Source organism: Bacillus sp. PS95 (assembly GCF_037963565.1).
GTDB classification, from domain to species: Bacteria; Bacillota; Bacilli; order Bacillales; family Bacillaceae; genus Bacillus; species Bacillus subtilis.
Map to the genome: position 1 here is coordinate 3,864,388 of NZ_CP150160.1, position 16,942 is coordinate 3,881,329.

A 16,942-nucleotide genomic window follows, 5' to 3' on the forward strand; every position below is an offset into this window, starting at 1 on the left:
GAAAACAACTCCTTTTACAGAAAAAAATAGTAGGTTATCGTTGAAGAATAGCACAGATGGCTCAGATTTCACATAAGAAAATAGAAGGATTTTCTACATAAGTGTCCAAATTCTGACATTCATTTCAGATTTCCCGGTCGAACTGGCTGTTACTTCATGATTTCCCGGGAAAGGAAAATATCTCGCACTAAAGACCTCTTCTCCGTTATTGATAAAGATTTCAACAGAGGATGCGTCGATAAACATGTGCACGGTATGCAAATCCTTGATGCGGCAATGTCTCGCTTCTGTTCTTTTTCCGTCAAAGCCCTTTCGTTCCAGCGTAACATTCCCCTTGTCTTTATGGAAGGAAAACGTAGCCGTTCCGCGGATACTGATTGAAAAGCCTGACTCTGTATGAATGTCTTCCAGCAGAATCTCAGTTCTTTCAGGTTTTTCCACTGGAAGCGTACCAGATGATCCATGCATGTTGATGTGTATTTTTTTCTCATTTCTGCGCATGGCTTTTAGCTCAGGCAGCGGCTGCTGAATCAGCTTCTCGCCTGATATTGTCAGCTGTCTCGGCAGCGTCATGCAGTGAATCCAGTGATAGTCAATCGTCGGATGAGATCCTTCATCCTGGTCAGGCACAGCCATCCATGCAAACAAAATTCGTCTGCCCTGATCATCTTCAAGTGTTTGCGGCGCGTAAAAATCAAAACCTTGATCAAGCTCCATAAATTCACCATGCTTCAGTTCAGGCTTGTTATAATCAAGACGGCCGACAAAATAACCTGATTGATATACGTTCTGATAACGGAAACCGTCAGCCTCAAGCCCTTGAGGCGAAACAATCAGCACGTCCGATCCTTGAAGGGAAAACAAATCAGGGCATTCCCACATGTATCCAAAATCGTCCAGCCCGTTGAAGCCCGCGCCGGTTATCGGGCCAAGAAATCTCCACTCACTCAGGTTATCAGAAGCAAACAATACAGCCTGCCCTTTCAAATTCTCTGTTTGCGCACCAATCACCATATACCATGTGCCTTCATGCTCCCATACCTTCGGATCGCGAAAATGCGCCGTATATCCTTCCGGAAGGCGGGCGACAACACCCTTTTTCTCAAAGGACAGCCCGTCGTCAGAAACAGCAAGGCATTGATACGTTTCCCGATTTCCATCCTGATCCCTGACATTTCCTGTGTAAAACAGATAGAGCCGATCGTCTTTCGTGACAGCGCTGCCCGAGTAGCAGCCGTTTTTATCAAACCAATCACTCGGAGCCAGCGCAATCTCTTCCCGCTTCCAATTCACAACATCCTGTGTCGTATAATGCCCCCAAAATTTTGCGCCGTGCCCCGTCTGAAACGGCTGCCACTGAAAGAATACATGATAGCTGCCCTTCCAATAAATCACGCCATTCGGGTCATTCAGCAGCCCAACCGGCGGCATGATATGAAAATGCTGGCGGTGCGGATCGCTGTTAGCGATGGGCTCTTTTTTCTCCACTTCTTCATAAGCCCGGCGACGAAGCTCCTGGTCATGTGCTGTCATTTTTTCCTCTCCTCATCCTCATTAATCTTCATGACAAATGCTGCAATGAACGCTGACACTGCTGCAATCGCCATGCCAATCAGATAGTGAATCAAGTTGCTGACGCCAAACGGAGCCGCAATGGCGATCATCGGAATTCCCGTTAACCCGTAAGCGTTTGCAGCTACATGTGTAAAGACGACATATGCCCCACCCAATGCGCCTCCGATCATCGCGGCGATAAACGGTTTTCGGTAGCGAAGATTGACTCCGAATATGACGGGCTCAGTAATGCCGAGAAAAGCGGAAAATGCTGCCGGAAGCGCGATTTCTTTTGTCTTTGCCTTTTTCGCCATAAAGAAGACGGCAAGGCCTGCCCCGCCCTGTGCGACATTCGCCATTGACCAGATAGGCAGCAAGTAGTTTTTGCCTATATCTGCAATTAACCCCGCCTCAATCGCATGGAAGCTGTGATGAACACCTGTCAGCACGATGAGTGAATACGTGCCCCCGAAAATCAAACCTGCAACAAAACCGGCATGGTCATACACATAAGTTAAAGCAACCGTAATCCCGGAGCCAAGGGCTCTTCCCAGAGGGCCAATCGCGATAAAAGCAACAAACCCGGTGACAATTACAGTAACAAAAGGTGTAACAAGCAAGTCTACCGCATGCGGAACCACTTTTCTTGTCCATTTCTCTACCTTGCTCATTACATAAACCGCCAGCAGAATAGGGATGACAGTTCCCTGATAGCCTAGAAGCGCGATATCAAATCCGAAAAGATGCATATAATCAGGTGTGGCTTCCGCCAATCCCCATGGATTTAAAAGAGACGGATGAATCATGATTCCCCCGATGACCGCTCCCAAGTATGGATTGCTGCCAAACTCTTTTGAAGCGCTGACCCCGATTAGAATCGGCAAGAAAATGAATGCTGCACTTGAAAACATATCAAGCAGCTGCAAAAGCGCAGAATCCTTGCTCATCCAATGAAACGCATTGATCATACCCAGCAATCCCATTAACAGGCCGCTGGCCACAATAGCCGGGATAATTGGGACAAAAATATTAGAAAGCGTTTTCGCAAATCTCGCAGCGGGATTCAGCTTTTCTTTTGCCGCATCCTGATGATTGACGTGTTCTTCACGCTCGATATCAGCTTCTTTAGAAAAGGCATCGAATACTTTATTCACAAGGCCTGTTCCGAAAATGATCTGGTACTGGCCAGAGCTGCTGAAAGCCCCTTTGACGCCATCAAGCTCTTCTACTTGTGCTTGATCTATCTTTGATTCATCTTTCATCACTAAACGCAGTCTTGTTGCACAATGAGCCGCGCTGATAATATTTTCTTTCCCTCCGAGAAGCTCAATGAGGCGTTTTGCAGTCTCTTTGTAATCCATCTATTTCTCCCCCTTTTATTTAAACAAAAAAGACCTAAAATTCGCCAACGAATAAAGGACACAGCGATCCTTTTTCATTTACGCAAATTTTAGGTCTTGCCTGCTTTACCAGTCACAATCCCGCTTATTCAGATTAAGAATACGCTTTCATCATAAATCATGACAGCGTTTTCGTCAACTATTTTTTTAGTTAAATAGTTTGATAAAACATGTAGACAAAAATTCGTAAAAATTAATTGTGAAATACTTCACAATATCGTGCTATACTATGCTCAATCATGAAAGAAAGCAGGAAAAGACAATGGAAACTCAAGCATTACAAAAGGTTGAACAGTATGCTTTGAAAAAACAAAACATATTCGCTTCAAGCAAAATCCGTTATGTGCTTCGGTCCATTTTGGCCAGTATGTTTATTGGTTTTGGCATTACAGCCGCAAGCAAAACAGGCAGCTATTTCTTTATGGCTGATTCTCCGTTTGCCTTTCCGGCAGCCGCTGTCACTTTCGGGGCCGCTATTCTGATGATTGCTTACGGAGGCGGAGATTTATTTACCGGCAACACCTTTTATTTCACCTATACCGCGCTCCGGAAAAAACTCAGCTGGCGCAACACCCTGTACTTGTGGATGTCAAGCTATGCCGGCAATTTAATCGGCGCCATTCTGTTTGCCATCCTGATCAGCGCGACGGGACTTTTTGAGGAGCCTTCTGTTCATTCCTTTTTGATTCATTTGGCAGAGCACAAAATAGAGCCGCCGGCTTCCGAATTGTTTTTCAGAGGAATGCTGTGCAATTGGCTTGTATGCCTCGCCTTTTTCATTCCAATGTCTCTCAAAGGGGAAGGAGCAAAGCTTTTTACCATGATGCTTTTCGTTTTCTGCTTCTTTATTTCCGGCTTTGAACACAGCATTGCCAATATGTGCACATTCGCCATCTCGCTTTTGATCGAGCACCCTGATACAGTGACACTGATGGGAGCAGTCAGAAACTTAATCCCCGTTACGCTCGGCAATCTGACCGCGGGAATAGTCATGATGGGCTGGATGTACTACACACTGAATCCTGATCAATAAAAAAACTTCCAGAGATCACTCCCTGCAAGTCAAATCGGTTATTCCGAGAGATCTTGAAGACGCTGGACATGCAGCGTGATATAGCCGGCCTCGGTTTCCGGCAAATGTAATTGATATTCATTTTTCAAAAACTCCGCCAGCTCCAGCGCACATTGATAGGCGAATGAATACTTTTTTTGGATGAAATAAAGCATCTCCTCGTCCATACGATGGAGCGCTTCATTTGATTCCAACCGGCTGACCGCGTATCGCAAATGCGTGACAAGGCGTTGATAGGAAATGCTGTTTTCATCCACCTTTCGATTAAAGTATTGTTCTATTTTCTCTATCATTTCTTTGATCATGGTCGTATGCTTCAGCGCCGAATACATGCTCTCCGCATCCATCTTCGCCGTATGGATGTGAAGGGCAATATAACCCGCTTCATCTTCAGGCAGAGACATGCCCAATGTCTCTTTTACATGTCCGATCGCCCACAGGCCGATCTCATATTCTTTTTTATAGAGCGCCTTTATCTCATGCAGCAATTTATTCTGCACAAGCAGCCCATTTTGAATCCTTTCGATCGCAAAGGACAAATGGTCAGAAAGCGCGATATGAATGTGATCGCTCAGCGGCGCCGCGAGCTCTCCTTCCGCATAGCTGATGATATCCTCAGCTATTTCTATATGCTCCTCCGGCAGTGTTTGCAGGATTTGTTTGAACTTTTCATTCTCGTCGCGCACGACAAAGATTTTTTCCACTTTATTCATAGGGATGAGATCATTTTTCTTTTTTTGAAAAGCGATTCCCGGTCCCATCACGATTTTTTCCTGATCATCCTCTTTTATTAAAGCCGCATTGTTGTTTAATACTTTATAGATTTTCAAGAGGTTATCTCTCCCGCCAATTTGCTTTTGACTGGGATTTTACCTCCTTTTGACCGCCATGTAAAGATGCGGGCCCGCTCTCTCCTGCTTTGGCGATTCCTTGAAGGCTTGCAAACATCTTCTTTTATAAAGCGCGGCGGCTTTCGCTTTCTGCTTTTCTTCCTCATTCACAGCCATCCGCCACTCATAAAACGAAACGAGTCCTGCGGCCTGCACAGCCGCCTTTCTTTGGTATGTACGCTGAGCCGAATAGACCGCGGCAGCCGCAGTTTTTCTGTCCGGCGTCACCCAGTTCATCAAAAAGACCATCCACACCCGTAAAGATACAAGCAAACGTTTCATAGAAAAACATCCCTCCGCTTCTTTTTGGCAGGCAGCCTTTTTAGCAGCCCGTTTTCTCAGCCGCAGCCCGCAAGAAAAGACGGCCGATTTCTTTTCTCGCAAACTAGCAGCTCTAGCAAAACTCATGACTCTATGATAGACCGTGGAAAGAGAATTCTTTGTCACAATATGAGTGAAAAAACCAACTAGTTTTTAGAAGTTTTGTTGAAAGCTGAAAGAATTGAAATGAAAATTGGAGAACCGCTTTAAAAACTTTATACACAAGTTATCCCAAAGATAAGAACAACTTAATCACAAGAGATATCCACATGTCCACAAACTCTATCTATATTTTGTATACGAACGTATATTCCTAACTATATATATACACAGGTTTATTCACTTATACACAGGGTTCTGTGTATAACTCCTTCGTTATACACAAACAAAATCCAATAAATGGTCCAAATGACACAAGGATTTTTTTGAATTTTCAAGAAATATATACTAGATCTTTCACATTTTTTCTAAATACAAAGGGGGAAACACATTGAAAAAGGGGATCATTCGCTTTCTGCTTGTAAGTTTCGTCTTATTTTTTGCGTTATCCACAGGTATTACGGGCGTCCAGGCAGCTCCGGCTTCTTCAAAAACGTCGGCTGATCTGGAAAAAGCCGAGGTATTCGGTGATATCGATATGACGACAAGCAAAAAAACAACCGTTATAGTGGAATTAAAAGAAAAATCCTTGGCAGAAGCGAAGGAAGCGGGAGAAAGCCAATCGAAAAGCAAGCTGAAAACCGCTCGCACAAAAGCAAAAAACAAAGCAATCAAAGCGGTGAAAAACGGAAAAGTAAACCGGGAATATGAGCAGGTATTCTCAGGCTTCTCTATGAAGCTTCCAGCTAATGAGATTCCAAAACTTCTCGCGGTAAAAGACGTTAAGGCAGTGTACCCGAACGTCACATATAAAACAGACAATATGAAGGATAAAGACGTCACAATCTCCGAAGACGCCGTATCTCCGCAAATGGATGACAGTGCGCCTTATATCGGAGCAAACGATGCATGGGATTTAGGCTACACAGGAAAAGGCATCAAGGTGGCGATTATTGACACTGGGGTTGAATACAATCACCCAGATCTGAAGAAAAACTTTGGACAATATAAAGGATACGATTTTGTGGACAATGATTACGATCCAAAAGAAACACCAACAGGCGATCCGAGGGGCGGAGCGACTGACCACGGCACACACGTAGCCGGAACTGTGGCTGCAAACGGAACAATTAAAGGCGTAGCGCCTGATGCAACACTTCTTGCTTATCGTGTGTTAGGGCCTGGTGGAAGCGGCACAACGGAAAACGTCATCGCCGGTGTGGAACGTGCAGTGCAGGACGGAGCAGATGTGATGAACCTGTCTCTCGGAAACTCTTTAAACAACCCGGACTGGGCGACAAGCACAGCGCTTGACTGGGCCATGTCAGAAGGCGTTGTCGCTGTTACCTCAAACGGCAACAGCGGACCGAACGGCTGGACAGTCGGATCGCCGGGCACATCAAGAGAAGCGATTTCTGTCGGTGCGACTCAGCTGCCGCTCAATGAATACGCCGTCACATTCGGCTCCTACTCTTCAGCAAAAGTGATGGGCTATAACAAGGAGGACGAAGTCAAAGCGCTCAATAACAAAGAAGTTGAGCTTGTCGAAGCGGGAATCGGCGAAGCAAAGGATTTTGAAGGGAAAGACCTGACAGGCAAAGTCGCCGTTGTCAAACGAGGCAGCATTGCATTTGTGGATAAAGCGGATAACGCTAAAAAAGCCGGTGCAATCGGCATGGTTGTGTATAACAACCTCTCTGGAGAAATTGAAGCCAATGTGCCAGGCATGTCTGTCCCAACGATTAAGCTTTCATTAGAAGACGGCGAAAAACTCGTCAGCGCCCTGAAAGCTGGTGAGACAAAAACAACATTCAAGTTGACGGTCTCAAAAGCGCTCGGTGAACAAGTGGCTGATTTCTCATCACGCGGCCCTGTTATGGATACGTGGATGATTAAGCCTGATATTTCCGCGCCAGGGGTCAATATCGTGAGCACGATCCCAACACACGATCCTGACCATCCATACGGCTACGGATCAAAACAAGGAACAAGCATGGCATCGCCTCATATTGCCGGAGCGGTTGCCGTTATTAAACAAGCCAAGCCAAAGTGGAGCGTTGAACAGATTAAAACCGCCATCATGAATACCGCTGTCACTTTAAAGGATAGCGATGGGGAAGTATATCCGCATAACGCTCAAGGCGCAGGCAGCGCAAGAATCATGAACGCAATCAAAGCAGATTCGCTCGTCTCACCTGGAAGCTATTCATACGGCACGTTCTTGAAGGAAAACGGAAACGAAACGAAAAAAGAAACGTTTACGATTGAAAATCAATCTTCCATTAGAAAATCATACACACTGGAATACTCATTTAATGGCAGCGGCATCTCCACATCCGGCACAAGTCGTGTTGTGATTCCGGCACATCAAACCGGGAAAGCCACTGCAAAAGTAAAGGTCAATACGAAGAAAACAAAAGCTGGCACCTATGAAGGAACGGTTATCGTCAGAGAAGGCGGAAAAACGGTCGCTAAGGTACCTACATTGCTGATTGTGAAAGAGCCCGATTATCCGAGAGTCACATCTGTCTCTGTCAGCGAAGGGTCTGTACAAGGTACCTATCAAATTGAAACCTACCTTCCTGCGGGAGCGGAAGAGCTAGCGTTCCTCGTCTATGACAGCAACCTTGATTTCGCAGGCCAAGCCGGCATTTATAAAAACCAAGATAAAGGTTACCAGTACTTTGACTGGGACGGCACGATTAATGGCGGAACCAAACTTCCGGCCGGAGAGTATTACTTGCTCGCATATGCCGCGAACAAAGGCAAGTCAAGCCAGGTTTTGACCGAAGAACCTTTCACTGTTGAATAAGAAAAAGCCCTGCCGAATCGGCAGGGCTTTTTAAAGATCAGTCAGCAAACGCCTCCTGCAATAATCGATACGATCGGAGCTTATCTTCAAAATGATGTGTGATGGTCACCACCATGATTTCCTCTGTTTCATACGCTTTACTCAAAGCTAGCAGCCGCTCCTTAACCTGTTCTTTCGTACCGACAATCATTCGATTTCGATTATCAGCAATTCGTCTCTGTTCATAAGGAGAATACGTATTTTTCCGAACAGCTTCATACGAAGGAACTCCCTCTAAAGGAATACCCTGCTCTCCCGCCAAAAGTGTAAAATCAAGCACAGCCCCAAGCTCCTCTGCCTTCTCCTCCGTGTCAGCACAAAGAACAAAAACAGCAACTGCCGCTCGAGGCGTATCTCCTAACACAGACGGTTTGAATCGTCTCTTATACTGTCTGACAGTACCCTCTCCGCCCTCTCCATTGATAAAATGGGCAAACATATAGCCAGCGCCAGATTCAGCTGCGAGCAGCGCGCTTTCTCCAGATGAGCCGAGCAGCCACACATCCGGAGCCGTTGAAATATGCGGCGCAGCCGTCAGATTCGGAAAACGGTGTTTGTCATCCGCCAAATCATGCAAATACATGGTCAGCTCCTTAATTTGCTGCGGATACTGATCAGCATTGCGCTTACCGCCGTCATTCAGCGCCCATGATGCAATCGGCATTCCCCCCGGTGCTCTGCCAAGCCCTAGGTCAATTCTTCCTGGTGTCAGCCCCTCCAGAACACGAAAGTTTTCAGCTACTTTATAAGCACTGTAATGCGGCAGCATGACTCCTCCTGATCCAACACGGATTCGCTTTGTTTTCGCCGCTATATGACTGATTAGCACCTCAGGACTGGACCCTGCCAGCCGTTTTGAAAAGTGATGCTCAGAAACCCAAAATCTCTTATATCCAAGGTCCTCAGCAGCTTGAGCAAGCGCAACGGTTTGCTGTAAGGCCGTTTCAGCATTGCTGCCCTCTGATACTGGAGATTGATCTAATATACTTAATGAAACCATCCCTACCACCTCATCCTCATCGTATCACTGATCTTCTATTTTTTCTCCAAAGCCGCTCACACTGCTTATCAGTGTCTCCTATCATTCGCCATTTATTTGTGAAAGCCTGTCCCTATTTGTCGGAATATGTTACACGTGAAACATAAAAACCCCTCCAGACGGAGAGGTTTGCTTTAGTTTTTATTAAAGCCCTTTTCTTTCACGTAGTCATTTAAATACGTACGCGGCTTTTGCTTCATAAAGTTCAGTATTTGATCGGACCACGTTTCTTCCCGCTGCCCGTTTGTTCTTTCTCTATAGTAATCAGAAATGGTTTTGTCATACGTATTCATAGTATGACGGAAATCGTCTGTGTTCACATTATACGTATTCTCATGATAAACGGCCTGCTTTGGCAATCTCGGTTTTTTGCCGGAAAGGTTCGCAGGATGGCCTACTGCCAGTCCGAAAAGCGGGAGCACATGGTCAGGCGTTTGCAGCACCTCTGTCACCTTGTCCAGTTCATTCCGAATGCCGCCGATATAGCAAATGCCAAGCCCCATGGATTCAGCGGCAATGCTCATATTTTGCGCTGCCAGCGCCGCATCAATCAAGCTAACCATAAACATTTCTGTATTCTCGAGCAGCTCAGAAATATGTTCACCTTTTTCCTCAGCCAGTTTTTGATGGCGGTACAAATCCGCACAAAATACAAAAAAGTGTCCGTTCTTCTCAACGTAAGGCTGATTCCCAGCAAGCACGGACAGCTCACGTTTTTTCTCAGGATCAGAAACCCCGATAATCGAATATGCCTGCACATAGCTGGATGTAGACGCAGCCTGCGCACTTTTCACTAATGTATCAATTTCTTCAGCTGTCAAAAGCTGATCAGTAAAAGACCGGATTGACCGATGATTCAAAATGGTTTCGATTGTGTTATTCATCACAAAAACCTCCTTATCACTTTTTATCATATCCGAAAAAAAGTGATCTCAAAAGCGAAATGCTCTGCACAAAAAAAGACAGCCTCTGTAAAGGCTGTCTGCATATTAAGAATTAAAAAGATAACTTCTGTATTTCGTCAGCTGCACACTTGCATTATATACAATTCCAAATCCGATTAACGTGGAAAGTGTCGAGCTTCCCCCATAGCTGACAAACAGCAGCGGAATCCCGGTAACAGGCATAATGCCGATGTTCATTCCGATATTCTGGAATGTGTGGATCACAATTAACGCCGTATAGCCAACGCAAAAGAAAGAAGCGAAACGGTTAAACGGATGTATTTTGTCTATCAGAACAACAAGCCTGTAGATTAAAAAGAAGAACATGATGACAACAATTGCACAGCCTATAAAGCCAAATGACTCACCTATTATAGAAAAGATAAAGTCAGTCGTACTCTCTGGAACATAAACCTTCAAATTAGAAATACCATTACCTAAAATACCACCAGATCCTATTGCCATGATGGCCTGGTCAACTTGCCAGCTGTCATTTGAATCTTCCTGTGTCTCATTTGAAGCAGACACCCAAGAAGTGACCCGCTTAATTTGATAATCCTGTATTCCAACTGATTTAGCAACGTCAGGAAAGTTTATCATTACTAATAAAATTAATGAAATGAGTAAGATACCTGAACCAGCTATGATCGCAATCAATTTCCAATTTATACCTGACATAAAAACCATTACAAGAACGATAAACATACATATTCCCGCAGTCCCAGCATCCTGCATCAGGATAAGACCTACAGGAATAACTGCGACACCCGCAATCTTTAATAACAAGTGGATATCATCCCTAAGCGTCCGAACTCCTTTAGGATTAGCTTTTCCAATAACTGAAGCAAGCATCATAATTAAACCAACCTTCATAAACTCTGACGGCTGTATTGTTATTCTACCGATCCTAAACCAACTTTTTGCCCCTTTAATAACAGGTGCAATAGACTCGGGACTGATTTTAAGAATAATCAAAGATAAAATACCAATGATAAAAATATATAAACTTAACTTTTCAAGCTGTTCTAAATCAAAGTACAAAAGAACTGTAATGGCAACAGCCCCCAAAAAATAAAACACAATTTGCTGAATCCAATCCGTGTTCCCATACTGCCCAAACTGACCGGCAGCATAAATTGATACTACGCTTATAATAAAAAACACACCAAATATAAAAATCAAATCCCCCTGATAAAAGGGGCTTTGCTGTTTCTTATATCGACTCATTCTATCCCGCCTTACATTTTCATCGGAAAATCACTAATGTTTATTATACATGAACCACGTTCAAGATGACACGTGAAGCTCGCTTCCTTTTATGTTTTTTCAGCATTTGCGGCACTTTTTCAGCTACACGAAATATGACGTATCATAAACCGAAATGTTTCGATTGACACAAAACTTTTCAAATGAAAAAAACGCCATACCAAAAGAATTTGTTAAAAAACGAATGCGATAATGTGTTATGTTCCCAAATAATGTGATACCTCATAAGAAACAGCTAAAAATTCAGAGCCCCATGCCCATACATTCTCCTAGCACATTAAACGAAAAAAATAAGACGATAGATCCAGTCCATTTCTGCAAAAACACGTATCAATTTCTGGAAAACATGGTATAATAATTGTAACAGAATGTTCAAAAAACAATCACAAAACAGACACAACTCAGTTCCTCTATTTCATTTTTGTAAACGTTATCACAAAATGAAAGGAGACGGGTATGATGGACATGTTTTTTGCTTACTTACTGGTTGCCAGCGCAACGCCTCTCTTTATTTGGCTTGATAACAAAAAAGTCGCACTCTCAGCTATTCCGCCAATCATTTTAATGTGGGTATTCTTCTTCTTTTACGCAACAGAAAGCCTTTCTCCACTTGGACACACTCTCATGATTATCTTGTTTGCCGTTAACGTCTTTGTCGCTCATATCGCCGCATTTATCATTTACGGCCTTCCGTATCTTCGCAGAAAGCGAAGCAGCTGAAGACAGCAAAAAACCCTCTTCCAATGAAGAGGGTTTTTTGTATTATTCGTTATGGCCAGAATGCTCTGAGTGTTCAGCGCCTCCAGGAGGATTTCCGTCCATATGGTCACCATGGTGATAGTGAGCCGCGAAAATCCAGATGGATCCAAGTACGATAACGATCGCGCCAAAGAATCCGAACAGTGTGTTTCCGACTTGGATCGTGCCGTTTTCGCTCTCTGTCATATGCATGAACATGAGAAGCTGCAGCGCCGCCTGAATGAAGGCGAAGCCGAAGATAATCCAAAGTTTTGCTGATGAGCTCAGGTCAGTATACACTGCAACCCATAGAGCCAGCAGGGTCAAAACGATAGACAGGATAAAACCTACAATGTGTTTCCATGGAAAGTGACTGTGTTCAGCAGATTTGTTTGCCATTTTACAGACCCCCCAATCCCATGAGATAGACACCTGTAAAGATGAAAATCCATACAACATCTAAGAAGTGCCAGTACAAGCTTGAGATAAAGATTTTAGATGAAGTTTGCGGAGTTAAGCCGCGTTTCTTCAACTGAATCAGAATTCCTGTGATCCAGAAAATCCCGATTGTTACGTGAGTTCCGTGAGTTCCAAGTAAAACAAAGAATCCAGACCAGAACGCACTTGTACTGAGAGCCGCTCCTTCATGTACATAGTGAACAAACTCGTTGATCTCGCATCCGACGAAGCCGGCACCGAGAAGAAGAGTGATAATTGTCCAAATGACTACGCCTTTTAAACTTCCGCGGCGCATTTCATGAACAGCGATCCCGCAGGTAAAGCTGCTGATCAGCAGCAAGAACGTCATAATCATTACCAGATTGACTTCAAATAGTTCGTCTGGCAAGACACCTCCAGCTGTTCTGTTTTTAAGAACGAAGAAGGTTGCAAATAGTGTTGAGAACAACACAATTTCTGCCCCTAAAAAGATCCAAAACCCGAGAATATTAAGTCTGCCGGTTTCAGATTGATATTCCATAGGCGCGTTAGAATTGCCGTGTTCTGCATGTTCCATAACTCACGCCTCCTTATTCGGAAATCTTTCTTTCCGTCTCTTTTATTTCATCAACACTAATGTAGTAGCCGTTGTCGTATTCGAATGAACGCAGAACCATGCAGAGCAGGACTCCGATCAATCCGACTACGCCCATCCAGTACCATTCAAAGACAAGTCCAAAGCCTGCAAGACCGAAGGCAACAGACATAAAGAACGGTCTGCCTGAGTTGCTTGGCATATGGATTTTCTTAAATTTGCTTTCAGGGTATAATTCAGTTTTTTCTTCTTTCATATGCAGGAATGCATCTTGAGATTTGACTTCAGGAAGCACCGCAAAGTTGTAATGCGGCGGAATCGCAGAAGAAGTCGCCCAATCAAGCGTACGTCCCACACCCCATGAATCTCCGCTGATTTCACGAGTAGAGTAACGGAAGCTGTAGTAGATGTTATAGCAAAGGATTAAGAATCCTACACCCATCATGAAAGCTCCGACTGTTGAGATAAAGTTCAATGTTGTCCAGCCGTCGTTCGGTCCGTATGTGTAAATACGGCGAGGCATGCCTTGAAGCCCCAAGAAATATTGCGGGAAGAAACAAATATTGAACCCGATCATAAAGATCCAGAAGAACCATTTTCCGATTCTTTCGTTCAGCTTGTGGCCGAACATTTTTGGATACCAGAAAATAAATCCGGCGAAACAAGCAAATACAGTACCCGCGATCAGCACATAGTGGAAGTGAGATACAAGGAAGTACGTATTATGGTATTGATAATCCGCTGCTGCCATCGCAAGCATAACCCCTGTAACCCCGCCGATAACGAAGTTAGGAATGAACGCAAGCGCCCACAGCATAGGTGTTGTAAAGCTGATTCGGCCTTTATACATTGTAAAGAGCCAGTTAAAGATTTTAACCCCGGTTGGGATTGAGATTGCCATTGTCGTAATTGAGAAGAATGAGTTAACGGACGCACTGTTCCCCATTGTGAAGAAGTGGTGAGTCCAAACTAAGAAACTCAATACAGAGATGGCGATAATAGAACCAACCATCGCTTTGTAACCAAACAATTGTTTTCTTGCAAAGCTTGAGATGATTTCTGAGAAAATACCAAACGCCGGAAGAATAACGATATATACTTCAGGATGTCCCCAAATCCAGAACAAGTTAGCCCAAAGCATCGGCATACCGCCTGCTTCCAATGTGAAAAAGTGAGCGCCGAACAAACGATCAAATGATAAAAGTGCTAATGCTACTGTAAGTACAGGGAAAGCAAACACGATAATAACCATTGTGATCAGTGTTGTCCATGTGAACATTGGCATACGCATTAATGTCATGCCTTTTGTTCTCATTTTTAAGATTGTTACCATAAAGTTGATCCCTGTCATCAGGGTACCGATACCGGCAATCTGAAGTCCGAGGAGGTAGTAGTTCTCACCCGGCCCAGGGCTCATGTCGTTACTTGCAAGCGGCATATAACTCGTCCAGCCTGCGTTCGGAGAACCTCCGATAACGAAAGAAATATTGAAAAGCATCGCCCCTACAAAGAACGTCCAGAAGCTCAGGTTGTTCAAGTAAGGGAACGCAACGTCGCGGGCACCGATTTGAAGAGGTACAACAACGTTGATAAGACCGATTAAGAACGGCATCGCCATGAAGATGATCATGATTGTACCGTGAGTTGTAAAAATTTCATTATAGTGGTTTGAGTCTAAAAAACTGTTATTCGGAAGCGCTAGCTGGGCACGCATCATCAGACCGTCGACACCGCCGCGGAATAACATAATTACAGCAGATATAATGTACATGATTCCGAGTTTTTTATGGTCAACAGTAGTTATCCATTCAGACCACAGCCATTTCCACTTTTTGAAGTAAGTCAGTACAAAAATAATGGCAATGGTTGAAAGCGCAATGGAAACTTGTGCGCCCAGAATTAATGGGTCACCAGTTACGAAAAATTCGTCCCATTTGAATTTCATGCAGGCTTCCTCCTTTCCTGATCAATATCATTCTTCTGTATCATCAGACTTCTTAAATTCGTTTTTCTTTACGTTTTCAAACGGATCTGTTTTAGAGTGCGGTGAAACGGCTTGATAGCCAAGGCGTTTGCGCGCCTCCATCGCGTACTCAGCGTCTTGTCCGTGATCAACGTATTTCAAGTGAGTAGAAGAGAACGTTAATTCGTCCACATTTTCAGGAAGCATCAATTCATCATACTTCTCTTTTGTCAGCTTAGGAGCCTCGTTCTGAGTCTTTTTCACCCAGCTGTTAAAGTCTTTTTCTGTAACTGCATTCACATCAAACTCTTGGTCTGCAAAATGTTCACCTGTGAAGTTCGCGTTGCGGCCTTCGTAAGTACCCACTTTGTCAGCCTGTAAGTATTGATCCATCAGCATTCCTGCCATCGCATATTTTTGCCCTCCAAGCTGAGGAATCCATAGCGAAGCCATTGAATCTGCAGATGAGATTTTGAACAAGATCGGGCGGTCGACAGGAATGTTTAAGTAGTTGACCGTTTCAATATCCTGTTCAGGGTAGCTGAATACCCATTTCCAGTCTACCGAAGTAGCATAAACAACAAGAGGCTCTTTATCTTTTGTTGCTTCAGGAGCTTTTTCTAACGAATATATCGTCTGTACTGTTGGCACAGAAAGTGCAATGACGATTAAAATTGGGATCACTGTCCAGACTACTTCTAAAAACGTGTTACCGTGAATTTCTGGGTTATAAGATCCATTATCTTTGCCTTTACGGTCGCGGTATTTTACTAAAATAATGGTAAATAGAACAAAGACGACCCCGACGATAAACAGCATAAATCCGATAGATAACAGGATTAAATCACTTTGCTGTTCAGCTACAGGTCCTTTCGGATCTAGTACTGAAGCATTGCTGCATCCCCCAAGGACGAAAACCACAGTTAACAGCGCTAATACAAGCAACGGTTTTAATGCTCTGAACAAGAAGATCACCATCCTTCCTATTGATGTAATAAATCTGAAGTGCATACTTCCTCAAAATCTTTTCTCTACTTTGTTATGCTATCAAAAACTTCACTTATTAGCTTTATTTTTTTATAAACTTCATCCCATTTTCGCTTAAATGTCATAAAATCGACAAAAATTGCTCCAACTTTATTCACATCTATCGCTTAAGATGAAAAGTTTCTAGTTATTTCCGCATATAAAGTAAAGAAAGATGATGAAGAACTAATTCTGACAAATTAAGGTTTACCACAATAAAAAACTTAGGTCAATCAAAAATTTCATTTTGTTAAACATTCTAGATAGGAATTATTTTTTCCTTGTCTAGCATCTTTTCACACGGTTACCATTTTAACGCATCAAATATTGAAAGAAAAGGCGCAATGAAGAGCCAATATGCTCTGAATTGTCCGTATTTTTTTATGAGAGCATCCAGTTGTTTATCTTATACAAAAAAGAGGAATGATATAAGCAAATAAATAAAAAATAGGATGTGTTGCATGATGAGTTTTCTTATTTCACTTATCGTCGCTATTATTATCGGATGGCTTGGAAGCCTGTTTGTAAAAGGAGATATGCCCGGAGGAATTATCGGGTCTATGATCGCAGGTCTTATTGGCGCCTGGATCGGACACGGGCTGCTTGGAACATGGGGGCCGCACCTAGCGGGATTTGCCATTATTCCAGCGGTAATTGGCGCAGCCATTGTTGTCTTTCTAGTAAGCCTGTTAACCAGAAAAAGAGGATAAAAGCAGCAGCACCCGAAGCGTCAGCGCTTTGGGTGT

At 43.7% G+C, this 16,942-nt stretch carries 15 protein-coding genes; 4 read left to right on the forward strand and 11 right to left on the reverse strand.

Going from position 1 to position 16,942, the window contains the following annotated elements; all coding sequences use genetic code 11:
* Window positions 1-93 precede the first annotated feature (93 nt).
* Together sacA and scrA are read right to left on the reverse strand one after the other, a co-directional pair.
* Window positions 94-1,533, reverse strand: coding sequence for a sucrose-6-phosphate hydrolase (sacA, locus tag NSQ12_RS20135; RefSeq protein ID WP_160221889.1), 1,440 nt, complete (start codon window positions 1,531-1,533; stop codon window positions 94-96).
* The gene (gene scrA / locus NSQ12_RS20140; protein ID WP_160221890.1) at window positions 1,530-2,915 is read right to left on the reverse strand and encodes a PTS system sucrose transporter subunit IIBC; all 1,386 of its coding nucleotides are present in this window, start codon (window positions 2,913-2,915) and stop codon (window positions 1,530-1,532) included. The genes sacA and scrA overlap by 4 nt, the downstream gene beginning before the upstream one ends.
* A 301-nt stretch (window positions 2,916-3,216) precedes the next feature.
* On the opposite strand from scrA, the gene NSQ12_RS20145 reads away from it, so the two are divergent.
* On the forward strand, window positions 3,217-3,987 hold the full coding sequence (locus NSQ12_RS20145) for a formate/nitrite transporter family protein (RefSeq protein ID WP_033883421.1): 771 nt from the start codon (window positions 3,217-3,219) through the stop codon (window positions 3,985-3,987).
* Between the two features lie 38 nt (window positions 3,988-4,025).
* Here the strand turns inward: NSQ12_RS20145 and sacT are convergent, their stop codons facing one another.
* Both sacT and NSQ12_RS20155 read right to left on the reverse strand, forming a co-directional pair.
* Entirely contained in the window at window positions 4,026-4,856 is an 831-nt protein-coding gene (sacT, locus tag NSQ12_RS20150; RefSeq protein ID WP_103031203.1) for a sac operon transcriptional antiterminator SacT, read from the reverse strand.
* A gap of 39 nt (window positions 4,857-4,895) precedes the next feature.
* Window positions 4,896-5,198 carry a hypothetical protein gene (locus NSQ12_RS20155; RefSeq protein WP_003222155.1) on the reverse strand — a complete coding sequence of 101 codons (303 nt, stop codon included), beginning with the start codon at window positions 5,196-5,198 and terminating at the stop codon, window positions 4,896-4,898.
* 529 nt (window positions 5,199-5,727) lie between these two features.
* Between NSQ12_RS20155 and vpr the strand changes: the two genes are divergently transcribed.
* On the forward strand, window positions 5,728-8,148 hold the full coding sequence (gene vpr / locus NSQ12_RS20160; RefSeq protein ID WP_160221891.1) for a serine protease Vpr: 2,421 nt from the start codon (window positions 5,728-5,730) through the stop codon (window positions 8,146-8,148).
* A 37-nt stretch (window positions 8,149-8,185) separates the two neighbouring features.
* On the opposite strand, the gene NSQ12_RS20165 is transcribed toward vpr, so the two are convergent.
* The 3 genes from NSQ12_RS20165 to rodA all read right to left on the reverse strand — a co-directional run bounded on the left by NSQ12_RS20165 (window position 8,186) and on the right by rodA (window position 11,397).
* Complete coding sequence (locus NSQ12_RS20165) at window positions 8,186-9,187, reverse strand: LLM class flavin-dependent oxidoreductase (RefSeq protein WP_032722719.1); 1,002 nt, start codon at window positions 9,185-9,187, stop codon at window positions 8,186-8,188.
* Window positions 9,188-9,360: 173 nt separating this feature from the next.
* The gene (nfsA, locus tag NSQ12_RS20170) at window positions 9,361-10,110 is read right to left on the reverse strand and encodes an oxygen-insensitive NADPH nitroreductase (protein ID WP_017696211.1); all 750 of its coding nucleotides are present in this window, start codon (window positions 10,108-10,110) and stop codon (window positions 9,361-9,363) included.
* Window positions 10,111-10,215: 105 nt separating this feature from the next.
* Complete coding sequence (gene rodA, locus NSQ12_RS20175) at window positions 10,216-11,397, reverse strand: cell shape-determining peptidoglycan glycosyltransferase RodA (RefSeq protein ID WP_015250943.1); 1,182 nt, start codon at window positions 11,395-11,397, stop codon at window positions 10,216-10,218.
* 495 nt (window positions 11,398-11,892) lie between these two features.
* On the opposite strand from rodA, the gene ywcE reads away from it, so the two are divergent.
* Window positions 11,893-12,156 (forward strand): spore morphogenesis/germination protein YwcE, encoded by a 264-nt coding sequence (gene ywcE, locus NSQ12_RS20180; RefSeq protein WP_339175482.1) that lies wholly within the window; start codon window positions 11,893-11,895, stop codon window positions 12,154-12,156.
* A 42-nt stretch (window positions 12,157-12,198) separates the two neighbouring features.
* Here the strand turns inward: ywcE and qoxD are convergent, their stop codons facing one another.
* Genes qoxD through qoxA form a run of 4 tightly spaced genes read right to left on the reverse strand, consistent with a single transcriptional unit; the run spans window position 12,199 to window position 16,145 of the window.
* Window positions 12,199-12,573, reverse strand: a complete 375-nt coding sequence (gene qoxD / locus NSQ12_RS20185) for a cytochrome aa3 quinol oxidase subunit IV (protein WP_003227410.1) — start codon at window positions 12,571-12,573, stop codon at window positions 12,199-12,201.
* A 1-nt stretch (window position 12,574) separates the two neighbouring features.
* On the reverse strand, window positions 12,575-13,189 hold the full coding sequence (gene qoxC, locus NSQ12_RS20190) for a cytochrome aa3 quinol oxidase subunit III (RefSeq protein ID WP_003227409.1): 615 nt from the start codon (window positions 13,187-13,189) through the stop codon (window positions 12,575-12,577).
* Window positions 13,190-13,202: 13 nt separating this feature from the next.
* Window positions 13,203-15,152, reverse strand: a complete 1,950-nt coding sequence (gene qoxB / locus NSQ12_RS20195; RefSeq protein ID WP_003227407.1) for a cytochrome aa3 quinol oxidase subunit I — start codon at window positions 15,150-15,152, stop codon at window positions 13,203-13,205.
* Between the two features lie 27 nt (window positions 15,153-15,179).
* The gene (qoxA, locus tag NSQ12_RS20200) at window positions 15,180-16,145 is read right to left on the reverse strand and encodes a cytochrome aa3 quinol oxidase subunit II (RefSeq protein WP_010886637.1); all 966 of its coding nucleotides are present in this window, start codon (window positions 16,143-16,145) and stop codon (window positions 15,180-15,182) included.
* Window positions 16,146-16,660: 515 nt separating this feature from the next.
* Here qoxA and NSQ12_RS20205 point away from each other — a divergent pair.
* The gene (locus tag NSQ12_RS20205; RefSeq protein ID WP_009968363.1) at window positions 16,661-16,906 is read left to right on the forward strand and encodes a GlsB/YeaQ/YmgE family stress response membrane protein; all 246 of its coding nucleotides are present in this window, start codon (window positions 16,661-16,663) and stop codon (window positions 16,904-16,906) included.
* The last annotated feature ends 36 nt before the right edge of the window (window positions 16,907-16,942 follow it).